The organism is Solibacillus sp. iso_87, assembly GCF_056173085.1.
This window is the reverse complement of record NZ_CM149656.1, coordinates 3,436,806-3,456,865: the sequence shown is the minus strand read 5'-3', so window position 1 is coordinate 3,456,865 and position 20,060 is coordinate 3,436,806. Positions and strand designations below refer to the sequence as shown.

21 protein-coding genes and 1 pseudogene are annotated in these 20,060 nt (G+C 38.2%); 16 read left to right on the top strand and 6 right to left on the bottom strand.

Annotation, left to right across the window (positions count from 1 at the left end; translation table 11 throughout):
• The first annotated feature begins 40 nt into the window (after positions 1-40).
• The gene (locus AC0VXV_RS17705) at positions 41-217 is read left to right on the top strand and encodes a DUF2642 domain-containing protein (RefSeq protein ID WP_475529492.1); all 177 of its coding nucleotides are present in this window, start codon (positions 41-43) and stop codon (positions 215-217) included.
• A 17-nt stretch (positions 218-234) separates the two neighbouring features.
• On the top strand, positions 235-447 hold the full coding sequence (locus AC0VXV_RS17700; protein WP_251690742.1) for a hypothetical protein: 213 nt from the start codon (positions 235-237) through the stop codon (positions 445-447).
• A 393-nt stretch (positions 448-840) separates the two neighbouring features.
• Here the strand turns inward: AC0VXV_RS17700 and hpaB are convergent, their stop codons facing one another.
• A complete protein-coding gene (gene hpaB, locus AC0VXV_RS17695) occupies positions 841-2,286 on the bottom strand; it encodes a 4-hydroxyphenylacetate 3-monooxygenase, oxygenase component (protein ID WP_475529491.1) in 1,446 nt (481 codons plus the stop codon).
• A gap of 553 nt (positions 2,287-2,839) precedes the next feature.
• Between hpaB and AC0VXV_RS17690 the strand changes: the two genes are divergently transcribed.
• Positions 2,840-3,694 (top strand): malate synthase, encoded by an 855-nt coding sequence (locus AC0VXV_RS17690; RefSeq protein WP_475529490.1) that lies wholly within the window; start codon positions 2,840-2,842, stop codon positions 3,692-3,694.
• 65 nt (positions 3,695-3,759) lie between these two features.
• Here the strand turns inward: AC0VXV_RS17690 and AC0VXV_RS17685 are convergent, their stop codons facing one another.
• On the bottom strand, positions 3,760-4,200 hold the full coding sequence (locus tag AC0VXV_RS17685; RefSeq protein ID WP_475529489.1) for a YtoQ family protein: 441 nt from the start codon (positions 4,198-4,200) through the stop codon (positions 3,760-3,762).
• A gap of 164 nt (positions 4,201-4,364) precedes the next feature.
• On the opposite strand from AC0VXV_RS17685, the gene nadX reads away from it, so the two are divergent.
• From nadX to AC0VXV_RS17665, 4 genes and pseudogenes are all read left to right on the top strand, one after another.
• Positions 4,365-5,141, top strand: a complete 777-nt coding sequence (nadX, locus tag AC0VXV_RS17680; RefSeq protein WP_475529488.1) for an aspartate dehydrogenase — start codon at positions 4,365-4,367, stop codon at positions 5,139-5,141.
• A gap of 145 nt (positions 5,142-5,286) precedes the next feature.
• Positions 5,287-6,255, top strand: coding sequence for a tRNA dihydrouridine synthase (locus AC0VXV_RS17675; protein ID WP_475529487.1), 969 nt, complete (start codon positions 5,287-5,289; stop codon positions 6,253-6,255).
• A 42-nt stretch (positions 6,256-6,297) separates the two neighbouring features.
• Positions 6,298-6,860: pseudogene (locus AC0VXV_RS17670) on the top strand (SLC13 family permease); the annotation flags it as partial.
• Between the two features lie 72 nt (positions 6,861-6,932).
• Complete coding sequence (locus AC0VXV_RS17665; protein WP_475529486.1) at positions 6,933-8,501, top strand: alkaline phosphatase family protein; 1,569 nt, start codon at positions 6,933-6,935, stop codon at positions 8,499-8,501.
• 32 nt (positions 8,502-8,533) lie between these two features.
• Here the strand turns inward: AC0VXV_RS17665 and AC0VXV_RS17660 are convergent, their stop codons facing one another.
• Complete coding sequence (locus AC0VXV_RS17660; RefSeq protein WP_475529485.1) at positions 8,534-9,418, bottom strand: patatin-like phospholipase family protein; 885 nt, start codon at positions 9,416-9,418, stop codon at positions 8,534-8,536.
• A gap of 409 nt (positions 9,419-9,827) precedes the next feature.
• Between AC0VXV_RS17660 and AC0VXV_RS17655 the strand changes: the two genes are divergently transcribed.
• The 6 genes from AC0VXV_RS17655 (at position 9,828) to AC0VXV_RS17630 (ending at position 14,814) form a co-directional block, all read left to right on the top strand.
• Positions 9,828-10,784 (top strand): sugar kinase, encoded by a 957-nt coding sequence (locus tag AC0VXV_RS17655; protein WP_475529484.1) that lies wholly within the window; start codon positions 9,828-9,830, stop codon positions 10,782-10,784.
• Positions 10,785-10,807: 23 nt separating this feature from the next.
• Positions 10,808-11,437 (top strand): bifunctional 2-keto-4-hydroxyglutarate aldolase/2-keto-3-deoxy-6-phosphogluconate aldolase, encoded by a 630-nt coding sequence (locus AC0VXV_RS17650; RefSeq protein WP_475529483.1) that lies wholly within the window; start codon positions 10,808-10,810, stop codon positions 11,435-11,437.
• Between the two features lie 3 nt (positions 11,438-11,440).
• The gene (uxuA, locus tag AC0VXV_RS17645) at positions 11,441-12,511 is read left to right on the top strand and encodes a mannonate dehydratase (RefSeq protein WP_475529482.1); all 1,071 of its coding nucleotides are present in this window, start codon (positions 11,441-11,443) and stop codon (positions 12,509-12,511) included.
• Positions 12,511-13,347: an SDR family oxidoreductase gene (locus AC0VXV_RS17640; RefSeq protein ID WP_475529481.1), complete on the top strand. Its 837-nt coding sequence runs from the start codon at positions 12,511-12,513 to the stop codon at positions 13,345-13,347. Before uxuA ends, AC0VXV_RS17640 begins: the two co-directional genes overlap by 1 nt.
• Positions 13,348-13,350: 3 nt before the next feature.
• The gene (locus AC0VXV_RS17635) at positions 13,351-14,355 is read left to right on the top strand and encodes a LacI family DNA-binding transcriptional regulator (RefSeq protein ID WP_475529480.1); all 1,005 of its coding nucleotides are present in this window, start codon (positions 13,351-13,353) and stop codon (positions 14,353-14,355) included.
• 117 nt (positions 14,356-14,472) lie between these two features.
• Positions 14,473-14,814, top strand: a complete 342-nt coding sequence (locus tag AC0VXV_RS17630; RefSeq protein ID WP_475529479.1) for a GntT/GntP/DsdX family permease — start codon at positions 14,473-14,475, stop codon at positions 14,812-14,814.
• Positions 14,815-15,204: 390 nt separating this feature from the next.
• On the opposite strand, the gene AC0VXV_RS17625 is transcribed toward AC0VXV_RS17630, so the two are convergent.
• Entirely contained in the window at positions 15,205-15,450 is a 246-nt protein-coding gene (locus AC0VXV_RS17625) for a hypothetical protein (protein WP_475529478.1), read from the bottom strand.
• Positions 15,451-15,679: 229 nt separating this feature from the next.
• Here AC0VXV_RS17625 and AC0VXV_RS17620 point away from each other — a divergent pair, with 229 nt between their 5' ends.
• On the top strand, positions 15,680-17,077 hold the full coding sequence (locus AC0VXV_RS17620; RefSeq protein ID WP_475529477.1) for a hypothetical protein: 1,398 nt from the start codon (positions 15,680-15,682) through the stop codon (positions 17,075-17,077).
• 105 nt (positions 17,078-17,182) lie between these two features.
• Here the strand turns inward: AC0VXV_RS17620 and AC0VXV_RS17615 are convergent, their stop codons facing one another.
• Positions 17,183-17,743: a DUF3298 and DUF4163 domain-containing protein gene (locus AC0VXV_RS17615; protein WP_475531490.1), complete on the bottom strand. Its 561-nt coding sequence runs from the start codon at positions 17,741-17,743 to the stop codon at positions 17,183-17,185.
• Positions 17,744-18,012: 269 nt separating this feature from the next.
• Between AC0VXV_RS17615 and AC0VXV_RS17610 the strand changes: the two genes are divergently transcribed.
• Positions 18,013-19,269: an MFS transporter gene (locus AC0VXV_RS17610; protein WP_475529476.1), complete on the top strand. Its 1,257-nt coding sequence runs from the start codon at positions 18,013-18,015 to the stop codon at positions 19,267-19,269.
• Positions 19,270-19,337: 68 nt separating this feature from the next.
• On the top strand, positions 19,338-19,577 hold the full coding sequence (locus AC0VXV_RS17605) for a hypothetical protein (RefSeq protein WP_475531508.1): 240 nt from the start codon (positions 19,338-19,340) through the stop codon (positions 19,575-19,577).
• A 68-nt stretch (positions 19,578-19,645) separates the two neighbouring features.
• On the opposite strand, the gene AC0VXV_RS17600 is transcribed toward AC0VXV_RS17605, so the two are convergent.
• Positions 19,646-19,882, bottom strand: coding sequence for a DUF1540 domain-containing protein (locus AC0VXV_RS17600; RefSeq protein ID WP_475529475.1), 237 nt, complete (start codon positions 19,880-19,882; stop codon positions 19,646-19,648).
• Positions 19,883-20,060: the final 178 nt, after the last annotated feature.

The following is a 20,060-nucleotide window of genomic DNA, read 5'->3' as shown; positions in this document are numbered from 1 at the left end:
AACATATCCTTTTAACATAACATCATAAAGGGGGGTAAATATGTGGCAATTACGTAATATTCTCGAAACTTTAAAAGGATCGAGTCTCACAGTTGCAACGGAGTATGGAAAAGTCACGGGTACTTTATTGGAAGTAAACTTTGACTATATAACACTTTCTTCAAACTCGAATTTCCTTTATATTCCGATAACGAGTATTAAAAATATAGCTTACTAAAAAAGGAGGGGATTAGATTGAATGGCATTTTGTATATTCAGCTTTTGAGGTTATTAAACCAAGAAATAACTGTTGCAGTTGGAGAAGAACTTATTACCGGAACACTGGAATCGGTAAATCAAGATTTCCTGACTTTAACAGAATCTACAGACACGTACGAACGAGAAAGTACAACAAGAATTATCGTTTTAGAGCAAATCAGTTACATTCAAGTACCGATGTTTGGTTAAGCGCGTAAGTAATGAGGCAATGGATGAAGTAAAATACAATCAAAATTGGGACAAGCACCCTAAAGGGATGGCTTTGAAAAACGCAAAAAATATCACTTTTTTCCTTAGAGAAAAGTGATATTTTTTATATTAAATTGTCTTTGCATTCGGAAGCCATCATTATATTAACAATAAATCGAATTAACTAAAGGGGTCTGCCACCATCATTTTCCCAACGATTCATATCGCTGCTTTCTTCGTCAAATGGATGGGTATTTGTACATGCCACAATAGAACTCACCATTTTCAGCAATGTCATTTTAATATCATCCTTTTTAATTATCGTTCTACTCTATTATATGCGGCAGTGAAAGATTAGTGCGATTTCCAATGATGCATAAGGCGTCAACGTTCCTAATTTTTCCGATTGAGGAAAGTATAGATTGCCTCGACAAATTCTTTTTTAGGATAAGTAAAATATAATTCGCTCGCTAACCGAACAGTATCACCGAAGAAGAACCGTTCATATTGTGTTTGCCTCGTTCCAAATGAACTCATCGTTAAATCCCAAGCTAACCGGAATATTTTTACTCGTTCTTCAGCAGGTTTAGTTGCGGCTTGGAGATATTGATCCAAATCGCTTCTTATTGGGGAGTGAAATGCCTTTTCTGTTGGTAGTGTAATTATTCCGCTTGCACCAATAAGCTGAATAATCTCAGTGAGGCGTGGATAAATTTTTGAAAATGTATAACCGGCAACTTTCAATGGGAAAATTGCTGGCCTCAAATAACCATATTCATCAAGTGCTGCATCATTCTCAGATTTCTCCAATAGTGCTTTCATCGTTTCCAATCCTGCAATAATTTCTGTCATCTTTTCGTGGATGTGCTGATATTCATAAACTTTGATCGTTTCGATGAGGAGCTCGGCAAGCCCTAGAATAAATTCCGTTTTCACAATCTGCCTAATTAAAACTTGAGACTTTGCAAAATGATGAAAAGCACTTTGAATAAGAAATTTTTCTGCAACCTCGACATTTTTGTAAAAAAAGACACGTTCCCATGGTACTAATACATTGTCAAATACGACGATGGAATCCATTTCTTCATATTTTGAACTTAAAGGGTGGTCAAATGCAGACTCTCCGCCTATAAAGGAATCTCTGCAAATAAATTTTAATCCTTTCGCATTCGATGGGACCGCAAAAGAAAAAGTTTCATCTTCGCCGAATACAAGCTTACCGACATTAAATACAAACACTTCATCGGTTAAACCGCCTTGTGTCGCTAAAAGACGCGCGCCTTTTATAATGAGGCCATCTTCAGTCTCCGCGACAACCTTTGCAGAAATAGGTTCATTCGTATTTTCAATATAACTTTGAGAACGATTAACTTGAGGCGTAATAAATGTATGTGTAAGCGATAAATCATTTTCTCTCACCAATTCAAAAAATGCGCGGAGATTGTCTGGGTAACAGTTTTCTTGACCTTCAAGCATTGATGCAGATGAGGTGAAACCCATTAAAACGGAATTCAAATAGTCGGGACTTCTTCCTAGAATCCCATGCGTATGTTTAGCCCAATGCTTCATCATTTTTCGCCTTTTTATTAAATCCTCTTTCGTTTTAGGCATCAAATAAGAAAGGCCGACACGTTTTCCTGAAATGGGGGATACGAAAGTCATTTCATCTATTATTTTAGGATCATGCTGTAAATCATAGAGGGAGGCTTTCGTCTGAATAAGCCCTTTGAATACGGGATGTTCAGATAACAGCCCATCCACTTTTTCTCCGTCCAACCATATTTCATTATTTAACGCATTTAATCGGTTAATATAGCTCTCACCATTAATTGCACCCATTCATCCACTCCTTAAATTTCATAATTATCGTCCAGCCATTTACTTACTTATATGCAAATGTAGGCTTGATCTAAAACAAGGCATGTTTTATATATACGCAACATATGTAAAGTCCGGCAGTAAAGTGCTTCGTAACGTGTAAATTTTTGAAAGGAGGCTTAAAGTTACTGCAATACTTATTTTAAGGGGAAGTAAAAAAGCAGCCATTTCGGACATGTATTTACACGTCCAAAACGGATGCCTACTATAATTTTAATGAATGAATATTTTAGTTGACTTAGAGCAAAATTTCATTTTACCTAACGCAAAATAAATTGTCAATAAAATTTTTGTAATATTTATAAAAAAATGTTATAATAGTCTTACAATTGTTTTCGGTGCGTATTATGTATTCTTTGTACTTTTTTTATTCACTATTAAGGATACGTTTATATGTACTTTTTTTATTCACGAGAGCAAAAATTTTAACAGTTGTCTAAGCTCTAAACGGGGTTAATTGTTGACTGGCGATTGAACGTAACTGTGTTTTTATTTTACAAGGAGGATTTAAATAATGAATCTAATCAATAAAAAGGTTACACATAAGCATTTCGGAATGGGTAGTATCGTTAAACAGAATGAATCAAGTATTGAAATACATTTTGCATCGGAAAGTAAAAAATTCGTTTTCCCTGATGTATTTGGAAAACACTTAGTACTTCACGATAAAGACGACGTTCAAACATTAGAAAAAATTATTCAGAAAAAAGAACTTGAGCGAAGAGAAGAAGAATGGCAAAAAGAAGAGAAATTAAAACTCCAACGTAAAAACCAGGAACTTCGATTAATACATGAAAAACATATGAAAAACTTCAAACTTCACCCTGAATCACAATTAGTTTTTTGGTGTGACACAGAAGAACAGAAAACAGCTTTTTCAGATTGGAAAGTTTTTTCGGGATTAACGAAAAGCGGTGTAAATAAAGGGAAGCCTGTAAAACCGATCCGCCTGCACTTAAACAGTGCTGTCTTATTAACGGCCGTAGATGAGAATTCGGCTGAAAAAGATCGACGCATTTTAGGTGTGTATATGGTAGAGGAGAATTTTATCGGGAAACTAAGTGAAGATGGATATATTCCGGGGCATTCAAAGTATCGAATTGAACTGACAGAACAGGAAGCAGAGCAAATGCTGTTCTGGAACTATTATGTAAATGAAAAGTTCACTCATAAAATGACATGGAATACAGGTAAACATCGCTACTTTAACAATATGTGGATGGCTCAAATTTTAAGTGATATTATCTCCCTGAAAACGGACCCTCAGGAAAAAGAGCTGGCTCAGCAATTCTTTACACACTTCTGCAAAATGAATGAAATTACAGCGCAAGATTTACCACAGCCTAATGGTGCCTTGAAGCGAATTTAATTATATAAATATTTATAAAAAAGAACGAATTCTAAGGAGTTCGTTCTTTTTTTATATTAGGTAATTTAATCAAATATATAACGGATTACTTCAATTGCCTGATCTACAGTTTCCACTGTTACATTTGCTTTATTGGATAGCTCTTTTAAAGGATGAATTAATGAGTCGGGCCGGATAATGATTGTCGGTTTATTCATTGCAATCGCTGTACTTACATCCATTGCGGTATTCCATTGTTTATACTTTTCACCGAATAATGCAATGACGATATCGGCCTTCTGCATTAATACCTGTGTCCGGAAATTATTAATATCAGAAGCAGCATTGTCCTTATAATATGCTGATGGCTGGATGCCTAAAATTTGCTCGCCGATATTGTCTGAACGGTCATGGTCTGTCTGCGGTGCTACAAAGTGTAAAGGGAGATTTTTTTCCTTCGCCTTTTGTGCAACTCCTTCCCGCCAATTATCATGAATTTGTCCTGCTAAATAAACTGTTAGTTCCATACGAATGCCTCCTCTTATTTTTGCCTTATATTCATACTAACGAATTAAATTATATAATTGAAGTAAACCCTCTGATAAAGGATGGAAGAATGCATTGCTGAAATTATGATATGGTTGTAGAAGAGTACAATAGAAAATAAAGAATGATTTATAGGAGGTACACAATGAAAGTCGGTTTAATTGGCGCGGGTGCAATTGCTCATTTTCTTTTGGAAGAAATTAATGAAAAGCAGCAAGAAAACTTGCGCATTACAAGCGTCTTTGTGAGAGATAAGGAAAAGCATCAATTGCTAGAATCCAATTATGGTGTAAAGCTGTACACGGAAATAGATGCATTTTTAGACTCAGAAATTGATGTGGTTGTGGAGGCCGCAAATATTGAAGCGGTCCATACATTGCTTCCTTCAGCAATCAGAAAAAAAGATGTAGTTGTGATTAGTATTGGTGCATTAGTGGATGAAGAGCTGTTGACAGAGTTAAACAATTTGGCGAATGAATACAACAGGAGACTTTACTTGCCATCAGGTGCAGTTGGCGGATTGGATTTACTGCAAAATGCACATGCACTTGGTACAGTTACATCCGTTGAGCTAACAACACGTAAACCGGCAAGCTCGTTAGTTGAGGAAACAATCGAAGAAGCGAAAGTAATATTTGAAGGGAATGCGACAGAAGCGATTAGATGTTACCCGAAAAATATGAATGTGTCGATTGTGCTTGCATTGGCGAGTGTTGGGTTTGACGAAACGAAAGTAACATTAGTGGCGGACCCGAAAATTGATAAAAATATTCACCAAATTCAAGTGACGGGGGACTTTGGAGAGGCAACATTTACAATTATTAATAATCCGCTTCCTGCAAATCCGAAAACGAGTTACTTAGCAGCGATGAGTATTTTAGGAACGTTAAAAAGGATAAACAGGAAGCTGCTTATCGGTTAATGGAACAAAAAAATTATTCTATTTAGTAAAAGACTGCTTTTTAAATCATCTGCTTTTACTTTTCTGCGCTATTTACGCTACTATTGTTAGAGGAAATTTAAAGTAATAGATGATTGTTTGTAATGAGAGGAATTGAACTTAACATATGAAAGAGAATTTTTGGCAGGAGCTACCAAAACCATTTTTTGTACTCGCGCCGATGGAAGATGTAACTGATTTAGTATTTCGGCATGTAGTGGCTGAAGCGGGAAGACCGGATGTATTTTTTACGGAGTTTACTAACTCGGAAAGTTACTGTCATCCTGATGGGATCAAAAGTGTCCGTGGTCGCTTAACATTTACAGAAGATGAACAGCCGATTGTTGCACATATTTGGGGAGACAATCCCGAGAATTTCCGCAAGATGAGCATTGGTATGGCGGAATTGGGCTTTAAGGGAATTGATATTAATATGGGTTGCCCGGTACCGAATGTTGCAGGCCGAGGGAAAGGCAGTGGTCTGATTTTACGTCAGGATGTAGCAGCAGAGTTAATCGAAGCTGCTAAAGCAGGTGGTTTGCCTGTCAGCGTGAAAACACGACTTGGTTATAAAGAAATAGACGAGTGGAAAGAGTGGCTTACACATATTTTAAAACAGGATATTGCAAATCTTTCCATCCATTTACGTACACGAAAAGAAATGAGTGCTGTTGATGCACATTGGGAGCTTATCCCTGAAATTAAAGCCTTGCGTGATGAGATTGCTCCAAATACACTATTAACAATTAACGGTGATATTCCAGACCGTCAAGTTGGTTTAGAGCTTGCAGAAAAGTACGGAATTGATGGAGTAATGATTGGACGCGGTATTTTCAAAAATCCGTTCGCTTTTGAAAAGGAACCAAAGGAGCACAGTCCTGAGGAGTATCTTGACCTTCTGAAACTACAGCTTGATCTTCAGGACAAGTATGCCGAAGAACTTCCTCGTTCAATGTCGGGTCTTCACCGCTTTTTCAAAATTTATGTAAAAGGCTTCCGAGGTGCCGGCGAACTGAGAAACCAGTTAATGAATACAAAATCTACCGACGAAGTGCGTGCATTGCTTAATAGCTTTAAATTAAATAAAGAAGAATAAAAAACAGGCATGATTCCGATAAAAGGGATCATGTCTTTTTGTATTGCCGTTATTTTTGCGATTGTGTTAGTTGCGATTTCTTCTGTGAACCATAAAGGTGATCGATTAATGGATTGGCAAACAGCAGTAAAATTACCATGGAGCATCCTGATTCTTTTCGGAGGAGGTCTTGCCATTGCTTCCGGTTACTTAAGCACAGGTTTGTCGGAGTGGATTGGTGCACAACTTATGGGACTTGAAGGTGTAAGTGTTATCTTATTAATTTTCCTAGTAGCAGCTCTTGTTCTTGCTCTAACAGAAATTACTTCGAACACTGCAACAGCTTCTATGATGTATCCGATTATGGCATAGCATTAGGGGTTCATCCATATGCATTAATGATTGCTGCCGGTGTGGCTGCATCATGTGCTTTCATGCTTCCGGTAGCAACACCGCCAAATGCGGCAGTTTTCGGATCAGGCTATATTAAGATTACAGATATGATGAAGGCTGGATTTGCACTGAATATTTTCGGCGTTGTTTTCATAACAATTTCCATTTATTCCCTTCTCCCAATTATGTGGGAAATCGTTACAAACGATTTCATCTTTTTTTTGTGCGCCTAATGTTTCTACATACATTAATCCAATTCAAACCATACTGATGTTAAATAATTAGGTTGCAGGTGACGCGATACGATGAAACGAAAAGTAATAGTTGCAGCGATTTTAATTGTTGTTATCTGTGCTAGTTTTTTATTAGCGCTTTCAATTTCCCCACTAAAAAAACTGGAAGGTCGAATAATGAATAACACGAAGAAACCTGTAGTACTCATTGTCGTAGATTCATTAATGAATGAACCATTGCAAAAAGTGATAAAAGAAGGTGATGCGCCAGCTTTAGCATATTTAATGAACAACGGACAGATTCATCAGGAAATGATCAGCTCTTATCCCACGATGTCTGTCACGATTGATAGTACGTTACTAACCGGTACATATCCAAATCAGCATAAAGTACCGGGATTGATTTGGTTTAAAGAAGAAGAGAATCGAATAATTAGTTATGGTAGCGGAATAAGTGAAATATGGAATAACGGGATTAAAAATGTCGCTCTTGATAGCGTTGTCCATCTTAATGACAGCCATTTAAGTAAAGAAGTACAAACACTACACGAAGAGCTGGCTAATCGGAATCTTTCTTCAGCTTCGATTAATGGTCTGTTATATCGTGGAAGTTTTCAACATCGCCTCAATGTACCAGGACTAATTACTATGGCAGATCTTTTACCAAAGGATATTCATATTAATGGACCTGCATTTTTTTCGCTTGGAACATTAGCACAATATAATTTGGAAAATAATCATCATAATTTTATATGCCAACGATTAGGTATCAATAATCAGTTTACAGCAAATGAGTTGAAATACTTAATTAAACAAAAGCGGTTGCCGTCTTTTACGCTTGCTTATTTACCGGATGCGGATGCTTCCATACACAAATACGGTCCCGAACATATAAAGGGCATAAAAAAAGTGGATCAGGCTGTACAAGATATTTTAAATAGCTTTCCAACTTGGGAAGCTGCTATTCAGGAAGTAACATGGATTATATTGGGCGATAGTGGTCAATCATACGTACTTGATGATAAAAAAACGTCGTTAATTGACTTGAATCAAGTACTGAAAAATTATACTTTTTGGGAGAGGGAAAATCCGAATGCCCAACTCGCTATTGCTGTTAACGAGCGTATGGCATACATTTATGCAATCGATCAGCAAGTTGAGCTATCCGAAATCGTAAATGTTTTAAAAGAGGATGGTCGAATTGGCTTTATCGCATGGAAGAGTGGACAAACAAACTATGTTGTTAGCCCACATAGTGATGGAGAGTTAGAATTTTCACCAGAAGGTAAGCACGTAGATGATTATAATCAATCATGGCGAATTGCTGGAGATGCCTCAATTCTGGATATAAACATGACGAAAGAACAGCATATTATTTATCAGGATTATCCGGATGCACTTGCAAGGTTGCATGGAGCGCTTCATTCACAGGAAGGGCGTGTTATTATCGTGGATGCTAAACCATCTTATGAGTTTATTGAAAAGCATAGCCATGACCATGCGGGTGGTGGAGCGCATGGCTCACTTCATAAAGTAGATTCGGTTGTTCCGATTATTGTGACTGGGGCAAGTAAATTACCCGAATCTAATCGACTAGTTGATTTAAAAAATTGGATACTTCAATTACTGGGTGATTCATAACTGAAAGCATCCAGTTTTTTTATTGAGGATTTTTACCAAACTGGAGACCATGTTTTTAAAAACTGAACTGTCCGCTCTTTTCCGATGCCCATCAATTTATTTTTAGTCGCCTCATCTAAATCAAATTGGGTTGCACTATATTCTTCAACCGGTATAAAAATAATATTTTTCTCGTGTCTTCGGGAAATATAACGATTATCGTGTGCATTTTGCATTGTACTAAATAATGCTTCAAAAAGTTGGATCCCATTATTAATATCATGAGGCTTCATATCCTCGCTTGAACTACTGAGTTTCATACCAAGAACGGGCCGCTCTTTATTTCCATTATCATAAATCCACATTGGAAAATTACTCAAAACGCCACCATCTACAATAACAGACTCCCTTTTCCCGTTTTTTAAATAGACAGGCTCAAAGAAAAATGGAAGACCACAACTCATGCGTAATGCTCGGGAGACCGGAAAATTATTTGGATCAATATTATATTGTTGCAAATCGTCGGGGAGAACAATAATCTTGCCGTTCGTTAGATCAGAAGCTACTAGTTTTAATATACCTTTTGGTAAATCTCCGAATGTGTAGATGCCTTTTGTAGCCAGTTTTTCAAGAAACCAGTTTTCCAGGGATTTACCGCGATACAATCCCATCCTTTTATATAAATTAAGCCATTTTAAAAATGGAAGCTCGATTATAAATTTCGGAGGATCGAGTAAAACCTTTAAATTCAGTTCATCAAAAATCTCCTCAAGTTCTTTAGTGTTAAATCCTGCAGCAATAAAAGTGGCTAATATGGCACCGGCACTCGTACCGGCTACACGCTCGAATTTTACGCCTTTTTCTTCGAGCGCCTGAATGGCCCCTACATATGCAAAACCTTTAATACCGCCGCCAGAAAAAACCCCATCTACAATCATCCGTTCTCTCCTTTCTTTTATTTATAAGTCCAATAAATGCAATTAACAGGTAGAATTTGAAAGTTTAGCACACTGAAACGAAATTTAAATTTGTCGTCATAACAGTATATGTTGGTAAAAATAAAATGGGTTATTAATGAAGAATAAAGTAAAGATATTTAGAGTTACTATCCAAATAATTTGTTTTCAGGAAAAATAAAATAGAAAATTTCGATTTGATAAAGCGTATTAATACCTTATGTAACAGCCTTCGTTACTATCAAAAAACACTTTACTTTTTAAATATTCAAAAATTTATTATTGAAATGAAAGCACTTTCAATGTAAGATTTGAATAATTCAATTTACTAAACCGGTTTAGTATAATATTTAGCTTTATTTAGCTTAAGTTTTCTCAAGGAGGAATAATTTTGACTACAAATCCAACTGTTTTTACATTAGGAGATGCATTAGTTACGTTTAACCCATCCGAAACAGGACCGCTTCGTTATGTGAATAGCTTTGCTAAGAAAGTGGGAGGGGCAGAGTTAAACTTTGCTATTGGTTGTGCCCGACTTGGATTGCAGTCGAAATGGATGAGTCGCCTGGGTAATGATGAATTCGGTAAGGGGATATACAAGTTTGCTCGCGGAGAAGGCATTGACGTATCGGAAGTTCAGTTTGTTGATGGGTATCCGACATCACTGAATTTTAAAGAAATACGTGAAGACGGATCTGGAAAAACCTTTTACTACCGTCATCAATCTCCTGTATTAACAATCGAACCCGAACATATTACGGACGAATTATTGAATGGCGTGGCGATCGTACATTTAACAGGTGTATTTTTGGCAATCGCTCCAAAAAATCTCCAAATTGTACTAGCTGTATTGAAAAAGGCGAAAGAAAAAAATATAAAGATTTCGTTCGATCCGAATATTCGACTAAAACTATGGACAATTGAAAAAGCTCGTAAAGCGTATGAGCAAATTTTCCCTTATGTAGATATTTTACTGGCAGGACTGGAGGAAATGGAGCTTATTCAACATGATATAAGCAAACCTGCACTGGAAGCTTTCGCCAAGCAATATGGGATCAAACAGCTTGTTATTAAAGACGGGGCAAACGGGGCAAAGCTTTATGCAGAAAATGTCTGGCATGAAATGGAAGCTTTCAAGATTACACCAGTTGATACGGTAGGTGCCGGAGACGGATTTGATGCAGGATATATATATGCGATACTTCACAATTATTCACCGATAGAGAGCCTTACTTTTTCGAATGCGGTAGGCGCGTTAGTAACGACTGTAAAAGGTGATAATGAGGGGTTGCCGGAACTACAGGAAGTACTCGACTTTATGAACAATATAAAAACAATTGAACGTTAATCAAATTAAAGGGAGATGAACATATGGTAAAGGCAGAAACATTAGCAGCCATTAAAAGTTCGAAAGTAGTAGCGGTCATTCGAGGAAATTCAGCAGAAGAAGCAATCGCGCTTTCGAATGCAGCGATTGAAGGGGGTATCCAATTAATCGAGCTTACTTACACAACGCCAAATACACAGCAAGTATTGGAAGCATTTCGAAACTCTGATGCAGTAATAGGTGCTGGTACTGTACTTGATGCAGAAACAGCACGGCATGCAATTTTAAATGGTGCAAAATTTGTTGTAGGCCCACAGTTCAGCAAAGAAGTAGCGAAAGTATGCAATCGTTATGCCATTCCATATTTCCCGGGTTGTATGACGATTCAGGAAATGGTATCGGCCCTTGAATATGGCTGTGATGTGATTAAATTATTCCCGGCTAATAACTTTAAACCTTCTTTCATCAAATCTGTTAAAGGTCCATTACCGCACGTACAGATTATGCCGACGGGTGGTATAAATACTGACAATATTGGTGAATGGCTTGATGCGGGAGCAATCGCAGTAGGAATCGGCAGTGATTTAAATAAAGCTTATGCAACAGGTGGACATGCAGCAGTAGTAGAAGCGAGCAGAAAATATGTAGAAGCAGCAAAACAAGGAGAGGTGTAAAAGATGAATATTACATTTCGCTGGTACGGAAGAGATAATGATACGGTAACACTCGACCATATACGCCAGATTCCGAATGCGAAAGGAATTGTTTGGGCATTGCATCAAAAAGCGGCAGGCGAGCTTTGGACGAAAGAAGAGATTAGAGAAGAAGCGGATTATATACAATCAAAAGGTTTCCATATTGATGTTGTGGAAAGTGTCAACGTTCATGAGGATATTAAGCTTGGTAATGGTAACCGCGATTTATATATCGACAATTATAAACAAACAATACGTAACTTAGCTGAAGTTGGTGTCAAAGTAATTTGTTATAATTTCATGCCGATTTTCGACTGTACGCGTACAGATATGTTTCACCCGCTTGAAGATGGATCAACAGCACTATACTTCGATAAAGAGAAAGTACAAAATCTTGACCCGCAGCAACTTGTGAAAACGGTTAGTGAAGCTTCTGATTTAACATTGCCGGGTTGGGAGCCTGAACGTATGGCCCGTATCGCGGAACTTTTCGAAGCGTATAAAGAAGTGGATGAGCAAAAGCTATGGGACAACTTACGGTACTTTTTAGATGCTATTATCCCTGTTGCCGAAGAGGTTGGAATACGCATGGCGATCCATCCGGATGATCCACCCTACTCGATTTTTGGCTTACCGCGTATCATTACAGGAGCCGCAAGCTATGAAAAATTAATCGATATCAATGATTCATTAGCGAACAGTTTTACATTCTGCTCTGGATCGATGGGTGCATCACCGGAAAATGATATGGTTGCGATTGCTGAAAAATATGCATACCGTTCACCATTTGCCCATATACGAAACGTTAAGATCGACGAAAACGGCAGCTTTGCAGAAACTTCTCATTTCACATCAGATGGTTCAATTAATATTAAAGGAATCGTAAAAGCTTTGCATGATCAGAATTATACAGGCTATGTACGACCAGACCATGGCCGTCACTTATGGGGAGAAGTTTGTCGCCCAGGCTACGGTTTATATGACCGTGCACTCGGTATTATGTATTTAAATGGTTTATGGGATGCTTACAGCGAACAATCAGGAGGCAAATAATGATTCCAATACACGAAAATTTAGCAAATAAAGTAGCGGTAATAACAGGCGGCAGCGGTGTTCTATGTTCAAAAATGGCACAAGAATTGGCACGCCATCAAGTAAAGGTAGCGATTGTCGGTCGTACTGAGTCAAAGGTTGAAGCAGTTAAAGAACAAATCGTTGCAGCAGGCGGTACAGCAGTGGCCATCACTGCTGATGTACTTAACAAAGATTCCTTACTTGCAGCAAAAGAGCAAATTCTTGAGCAGTTTGGACGTATTGATTTTTTAATTAACGGTGCAGGCGGAAATCATCCGGATGCGATTACAGAAAAAGAGTATTATGAGGCAAATTCTACAGGTCTTTCGTTTTTTGACCTTCAGGAAAATGGTTTTTCAGATGTATTTTCATTAAATTTCACAGGGACATTCCTGGCGTGCCAAGTGTTTGGAGAGGCACTTTTACAAGCTGAAAATCCAGCCATCATCAATATTTCATCGATGAGCGCATACACACCATTAACGAAAATTCCTGCGTACAGTGCAGCAAAAGCGGCGATTAACAACTTTACAAGCTGGATGGCTGTTCACTTTGCTGAAACAGGCTTACGTGTAAATGCAATTGCACCGGGATTTTTCATTACTCAGCAAAATAAAGATCTGCTCGTTGACGCAGAAGGAGAGTATACAGCACGTTCAAAAAAAATAATTGAGGCAACTCCAATGAAAAAATTTGGTGAGCCGGATCAATTATTAGGGGCGCTCCTATTTTTACTGGACTCTTCTTATTCATCATTTATTACGGGAACAACAATTGCAGTAGATGGTGGCTTTAACGCATATTCGGGGGTGTGATATGTGAAAAATATCACTATTTCCGATGTGGCAAAGCATGCGGGGGTTTCTAAAAGTACCGTTTCGCAATACTTGAATGGCCGCTATGAATATATGAGCGAGCATACCCGAAAAAAAGTGGAATATTCCATTCGCGAACTTAATTACCGTCCAAATATTATTGCTCGCAGTTTGTCGCAAAAATCTACTTTCACTATAGGAATTATTGTCGCGAATATTCTACATTCATTTTCCACTCATATTATTCGAGCAATTGAACTGAACCTTAATAAACACGGCTTTCATACAATTGTATGCAATGCGGATGATGAACCTGAGAAAGAACGGCAGTACATTGAAATGCTCATGGCAAAGCAGGTCGATGGGTTGATTATTTTCCCGACTGGCGATAATCTGGATTTGTATGAGCAAATGAAAAAGAAAAAGTATCCGATTGTTTTCATGGACCGTACGATAGAGGGTTTGGGAATTCCTTCTATTTTGTTGGAAAATGAACAAGCGGCAGAAATGGCGGTAAAGGCATTGACCGATAGCGGGCATAGCAGAATTGCTATGCTGACCGCACCGATAACACGTAACATTACACCACGGCTGGAGCGAATTGAAGGTTATAAAAAAGCTTTAGTGAGTAGAGGCATACAAGTAAAAGATGAATATATACATAGTGTCGAAGTCGAAGAAATGAAAGTATCTCTTCGTAATATGTTTAAACTGGATCAACGGCCGGAAGCGATCATCGCAGGCAGTGACCGTGTATTAGTCGAAATCTTAAACTTTGCAAAAGAGAATCAACTTGTCATTCCACAAGATTTAGCGGTAATTGGAATTGACGATGTATCATTTGCAAACTTGTTTACACCCCAACTTACGACCATCTCACAGCCGACAACACAAATGGCGAATAAAGCCGTGGAGTTGTTATTACAGCAAATCAAAGGAAATCAAAAGCTGTCTGACTACAAAACTATCCGCTTTGGTGGCCAACTTAATATGCGTCAAAGTCATTAATACAAAAGCTGTGTTGATTATTGCATGGATGTACAGCTATTAACCTAGGGGGAAAGTTCTGGTGGCGCATTTAAACAGATTATTTTAGATACAGGTATCGGTGATCTTATTGCAGGTGTGATGCAAAACACGTCCATTAACCCGTTAATTATGGCATGGATGATTACAGCGGTTATCCGTATTGCTACGGGTACAGGGGTTGTGTCGGCGATTACAGCTGCTGGTATTGTAGGACCGTTAATCCATACATTTGATGTCAATCCGGTACTGATGGTTTTGGCAACAGCGGCGGGCAGTAATACAATTACACATGTTAATGATGCATCGTTCTGGCTGTTTAAAGAGTACTTTAACTTATCGATCAAAGATACATTTAAAACATGGGGGCTCAACATCAATTGTTGGTCTTGGCGTAGTATTAATTCTGGATATATTTATTTGATAATTTTGATATATTGATGGAACATAATTCAAAAATGTCATTTTCTCAGAATGAAATGGAATTTTTTGTTAGGTGTAAAAATTGATTTCCATTCCGGGACGCTTTCCGCGGGCACGGCCAACCTGTAGTCTCAGGCATCGGTGCTCCTGTCGCTTCGCTTTCGTCGCAAAATAAATTTTGCTGTTTTCGCAGGAAGCTTTGCTTGTGACTGTCGCTTACGCTTTCGTCACAGAGAAAATCTTGTAGCGAAAGGCGTAGCCGTCAACTAGTGTTTTAACAGTGCGAAAGGTGAAACCGTCAGCACGAACACTCGCCCTCCATTCCAATCAATTTTGCAAAATATTCGCTTCTTAATAAGGGGGGTATCCTTATCTAATGAAATTTTACCTTCTGTCCAATCATGCTTTTTATTGTTCCTGTATAAACAGGACCCGTTCAAAGTTGCAATCTTTGCAAACGAGTAAATGTGGGCAAATCTCATCTTTAGCGGTATTTGGATAGCCATCAAAAAGCTTAACAGTATTTTCATCATTATAATGTCCGTATGGATCTGAATAATCGGCTACCTTTCCTCCATCCTGCAGCGGACTGTTGCATGTCGGACAATCCATACTGACTTTTTCTAATGCATTGCATAACGGGCAAATTGCCATAAGCACACCTCTATTTTTATCGATATATATGTAATATGTCTCTTTATAACCAATAAATAAACATAAATGGCCAATGAAGTTATTTTTAAAATGGGCTTACTAACATTGGGCTATGATTTATAGAATCTAGGCGAATAACATAAAAACCTAAAAAATATATATTGTTACTAGGCGCTCACAACCTTTCTTTTCTCTCCATATGCTAAGTAAAAAGGAAAAGAGGTAGAGTATGGGGATTGAAATAACAGCTCTCCACTGGATCTATGTTGTTTTCATCATGCTGATCATTATCTTTATGGTAAGGCGTCTGGATACAACATTGATTAGCGTTGTCGGGATTTTTGTTATTGCTTTTGTCGCGACAGGGGATTTTGTTTCTTCAATTGGCGGGGTTTTTAATAGCTTTATTTATGCAATAACCGAACTTCTATCTACTATTTTAATTATCTCAATTATCGTTGCGATGAGCCGGGTACTTACTAAAACGGGGATTAATGAAGTAATGATTGCCCCTTTTACAAAAATTATTAAAAACCCGACATTAGGATTTTGGACAATCGGGATACTGATGATGATTATTTCCTGGTTTTTCTGGCCATCTCCTGCAGTTGCGCTGCTCGGAGCTGTTTTATTACCTGTAGCAATACGGGCAGGGCTGCCGGCATTAGGTGTGGCTATGGCAATGAACTTATTCGGTCACGGGATTGCGTTATCCAGTGATTTTATTATTCAAGGTGCACCGAAGTTAACGGCGGATGCTGCAGGACTTCCTGTAGGAGATGTTGTGTCGGCAAGTATTCCTCTTGTCATAACGATGGGGGTTGTGACGACAGTTGTAGCATTTTACTTTTTGAAACGTGATATGAAGCGCGGCACTATTCCTTTAGTCGGAACGTATGATAATAGTACGGAACAAGAGCTGGAGCAAACAGAAAATCTATTATCGATGACTCAGAAAAAAATCTTCGCTCTTTTAATTCCGGTTGCCTTTGTAATGGATGTTGTTGCAATGGCTATTTTTGATCTTCAAGGGGGAGACGCAACAGCGCTAGTAGGAGGCACTTCTGTTTTTATCCTGCTGATACTTTGTGTTATTGCTTATAAAAAGAAAGGGCTTGACCAAACGACGAGCTACTTTATTAAAGGGTTTCAGTTTGGGTTTAAAGTATTTGGACCGGTCATCCCGATTGCGGCGTTTTTCTATTTAGGGGACGCGGGTTTCCTTACAATTCTCGGAAATCATCTGCCTGAAACATCACATGGTATTGTGAATGACCTGGGTATGGGACTGGCGGCGCTTGTACCATTAACAACGGAAATTGCAGTTGTGACACTGACAGGTGTTGGGGCAATTACAGGGTTGGACGGATCCGGCTTTTCCGGAATTTCTTTAGTAGGGTCACTCGGAAATTTATTTGGTACTGCAATTGGAGAAGGTACGGCAACATTGACTGCTCTTGGTCAAATCGCGGCTATTTGGGTAGGTGGCGGGACACTTGTTCCATGGGCGCTTATTCCTGCAGCAGCCATTTGTAATGTCAGCCCGTTTGAGCTTGCAAGAAGAAATCTTGTACCAGTACTAATCGGTTTAATTGTGACGACAATTGTAGCGCTTTTCATTATTTAGACTTGGAAGGGGACGTATAAATTTTTTACTTGGCACCTTATTACAAGTATGAAAAGGAATGTACTATATTTTGACTTTAAAAATATAGTACATTTTCACTTAACATTAACCGTTAGTCGCCAACCTGCCAAGCGGACCGGATTCATCAATAATATCTGCCAAATCAAAAACAGAAATCGGAAACATAGGCAGACCTACAACATATGGAGTAATCTCATATAATTGAAAATAAATAACTAGTGTTTTATCTGCAATATAGAAATCCTGATCCGGACTTATACCCGGAAAATCACCTAATGTAGGGAGATCTCGCTCCTGTATTTGAATATCGACTAGAGCAGAAAGTCTTCTGACATAATTGGTGCCCGGTTTAAATAAATCCTTGAGTGTACATAGCTTCTTTTTTTCTATATCAAATGTCAGTGATTCAATTGTCGTCATTCCGTGTGCGGCCTTTTCATGATACGTATAATTGGAGAGGCTCAAGCTTAGTACTTGCCGCTGATTATTTTTGATTTCATATAGCCCCAGCATTTCTTCCACAGTTGTCGGCATATCGCCAACTTGCTGTGCAATTTGTTTTTTTACTAGCTCCTTAATTGCCTCATTCATCTCATTTTCCCATGAATGATCCCACTTGTAAGTAACATGAGGATAATATACCAATTGATTCGGTCCATAATCTAATCGAACAGTACTAACAGGCATTGGACCAATTTGAAGAATAGTTTCACTTCCTTTACCGTTTTTTTCTTGAATAACAATATGCAACTAACCCTGCATACTGTTATTTATATGTAGGGTATATAACTTTATGAAAGTGTTGGCTTGAAAAGATAACAGGCTAAGTACCTTCATAAAATAGGTAAGATAAAAGAACTCATAATTAAAAAATTCAAATGTTTAAAGAAAAACTTTTATGGGAGTAGTGATCATTGGAAAAGCAAAATAGTAAGTACAGATGGGTAGTATTTGTCTCGGTATTGCTTACGTATTTATTGATGGCCAGTCAGCGGACAGCACCTGGATTAATTACCGATCAGCTGATGCACGACTTTAATATTACGGCCACGACAATCGGGTTAATAACAGGAGTTCAATTTTTTGTTTATACAAGTTTGCAAATACCAATGGGGATTTTAGCAGATCGCTTTGGACCAAATTTCTTTCTTATATTTGGGGCCGTCCTTGCCGGCGTAGGAACAGTTCTTTACAGTGTCGGGACACATGAATCGGTACTATTTATATCGCGGATTTTTACCGGAATAGGGGATGCGACGATTTGGGTTAATATGATGCTCATATTAGGTCAGTGGTTTTATAAGAAGGAATTTGTCCGTTTAGTCGGTTTTGCCGGGATGACAGGCAGTTTAGGGTTCTTGTTGGCAACTGTTCCATTTTCTGCTTGGATTGGACTACTTGGATGGCGATGGGCATTTTTCTCATTAGGTCTTCTTGTAAGTTTATGCGGCATACTGCTATACATGGTTCTAATAAAACAAGCAAAAAAGGCTTTTCCGCAAACTTTACCTATAGTAACAGAGCCAGTCCAACGTGAAAAAACAGCTGGCATTGTGAAAAGAGTGTTTTCCAGCCGTCAAGCATGGGCTTTATTTTTATGCCATTTTGGAGTAGTGGGCGGTTATGTCGGATTTATCAGCTCGTGGGCTGTGCCGTACGGAATGGATCTTTACGGAATGAGCCGATCCCAAGCGAGTCAGTTAATTATGGTCGGTCTAGTTGGTGCAATTATTGGTGCACCATTTATGAGCTGGATTGCAAGTATGTATGAATCGATTAAAAAACCTTATATAGCGGTGCAATCGATTGTATTTGCAAGCTGGTTTATGTTTCTTTTATTTCAAGGGTACCCATCTTTAATCGGGATCATAGTTCTTTTCTTCCTTATCGGCTTCGGTTATGGAGCAAGCGCATTGACATTTGCTGCTGTAAGGCAGTCATTTCCAATGACTGAGTCCGGCATTGTGTCGGGATTTGCCAATACAGGAGGCTTTTTAAGTGCCGTGTTACTGCCGATTTTTTTAGGTGCAATATTGGACTATGTTCAGGCAAGCTCGATAAATGTACAATACGGTTATTTCTATGGCTTCATTATTCCGGTTCTTTTTTCTTTAGTCGGTTTAATTGGAATAATGTTATATAAAGAAGTGCATGTTACGGAAACATTATAGATTTGAGTAACTAATAGTTACATAAACAATTGTTCATCGCACATCCTAATAGTTGAGGAGGTGGATGAATGAACGAAAAAAATTTCACAGAAGCAGGAACAGATGTTGATGAAGTAAAGCGTTTGAATGCAGCTTCCGGCCTTTCGTATAATGAAACGCTTGCTATACTTGCCAAGGAACAGGAAGTGAAGACGACTGATGAAATGCCGCTTCGCCCTTTAACGGAAAATTTGGAAGTCGACAGCCGTACTTACAAGGTTAATGAAGTGCCTGGTAGTGGTCAGTTAGGAGGCAACGGTCCGCATTAAACCGTAAAAAAAAAGGAAGCTGTCTAAATAAGTGGTGTACACTTTATAGACAGCTTCTTCAAAATTACTTAGTGACGCTTTTCTGCATCTTTTTTACAAATAAATGTTTTGCAGCAAGTGTCGCTGGAAGACTTGGCTTCTTTTTGTTTAGGGGCTTGCAAATCAAAGTCAGAAGCAAATTCCGACCGCTCTTTTTTGTTGGTTATACTTTCCATATCGATTTCTATTTTTTCGGCCCCACAATAATTCCCCTTTGCATGGAAAAAGCAATCTGATACAGTACATTTCACCTCTAAAGCTGGCATAGTTTTCCTCCTCTTTGATTTAGCAATAATGAAGAAAAAGGCGCGTGATTACTTTCCTTTTGAATCTTCATTATTAATTTGTCCACTCTGAATGTTTTTATGTTCAAATAAAATGGAACAATTAGCTTTATTTGACAACTAGCATAGCCAAAATAAACGTATACCATTCGAGGATTCT

Excerpts from the sequence above, each read along its gene's own strand:
- AC0VXV_RS17705 (WP_475529492.1), top strand. The coding sequence starts at position 41 with ATGTGGCAATTACGTAATATTCTCGAAACTTTAAAAGGATCGAGTCTC.
- hpaB (WP_475529491.1), bottom strand. The coding sequence starts at position 2,286 with ATGGGTGCAATTAATGGTGAGAGCTATATTAACCGATTAAATGCGTTA.
- AC0VXV_RS17690 (WP_475529490.1), top strand. The coding sequence starts at position 2,840 with ATGAATCTAATCAATAAAAAGGTTACACATAAGCATTTCGGAATGGGT.
- AC0VXV_RS17685 (WP_475529489.1), bottom strand. The coding sequence starts at position 4,200 with ATGGAACTAACAGTTTATTTAGCAGGACAAATTCATGATAATTGGCGG.
- nadX (WP_475529488.1), top strand. The coding sequence starts at position 4,365 with ATGAAAGTCGGTTTAATTGGCGCGGGTGCAATTGCTCATTTTCTTTTG.
- AC0VXV_RS17675 (WP_475529487.1), top strand. The coding sequence starts at position 5,287 with ATGAAAGAGAATTTTTGGCAGGAGCTACCAAAACCATTTTTTGTACTC.
- AC0VXV_RS17665 (WP_475529486.1), top strand. The coding sequence starts at position 6,933 with ATGAAACGAAAAGTAATAGTTGCAGCGATTTTAATTGTTGTTATCTGT.
- AC0VXV_RS17660 (WP_475529485.1), bottom strand. The coding sequence starts at position 9,418 with ATGATTGTAGATGGGGTTTTTTCTGGCGGCGGTATTAAAGGTTTTGCA.
- AC0VXV_RS17650 (WP_475529483.1), top strand. The coding sequence starts at position 10,808 with ATGGTAAAGGCAGAAACATTAGCAGCCATTAAAAGTTCGAAAGTAGTA.
- uxuA (WP_475529482.1), top strand. The coding sequence starts at position 11,441 with ATGAATATTACATTTCGCTGGTACGGAAGAGATAATGATACGGTAACA.
- AC0VXV_RS17640 (WP_475529481.1), top strand. The coding sequence starts at position 12,511 with ATGATTCCAATACACGAAAATTTAGCAAATAAAGTAGCGGTAATAACA.
- AC0VXV_RS17625 (WP_475529478.1), bottom strand. The coding sequence starts at position 15,450 with ATGGCAATTTGCCCGTTATGCAATGCATTAGAAAAAGTCAGTATGGAT.
- AC0VXV_RS17620 (WP_475529477.1), top strand. The coding sequence starts at position 15,680 with ATGGGGATTGAAATAACAGCTCTCCACTGGATCTATGTTGTTTTCATC.
- AC0VXV_RS17605 (WP_475531508.1), top strand. The coding sequence starts at position 19,338 with ATGAACGAAAAAAATTTCACAGAAGCAGGAACAGATGTTGATGAAGTA.
- AC0VXV_RS17600 (WP_475529475.1), bottom strand. The coding sequence starts at position 19,882 with ATGCCAGCTTTAGAGGTGAAATGTACTGTATCAGATTGCTTTTTCCAT.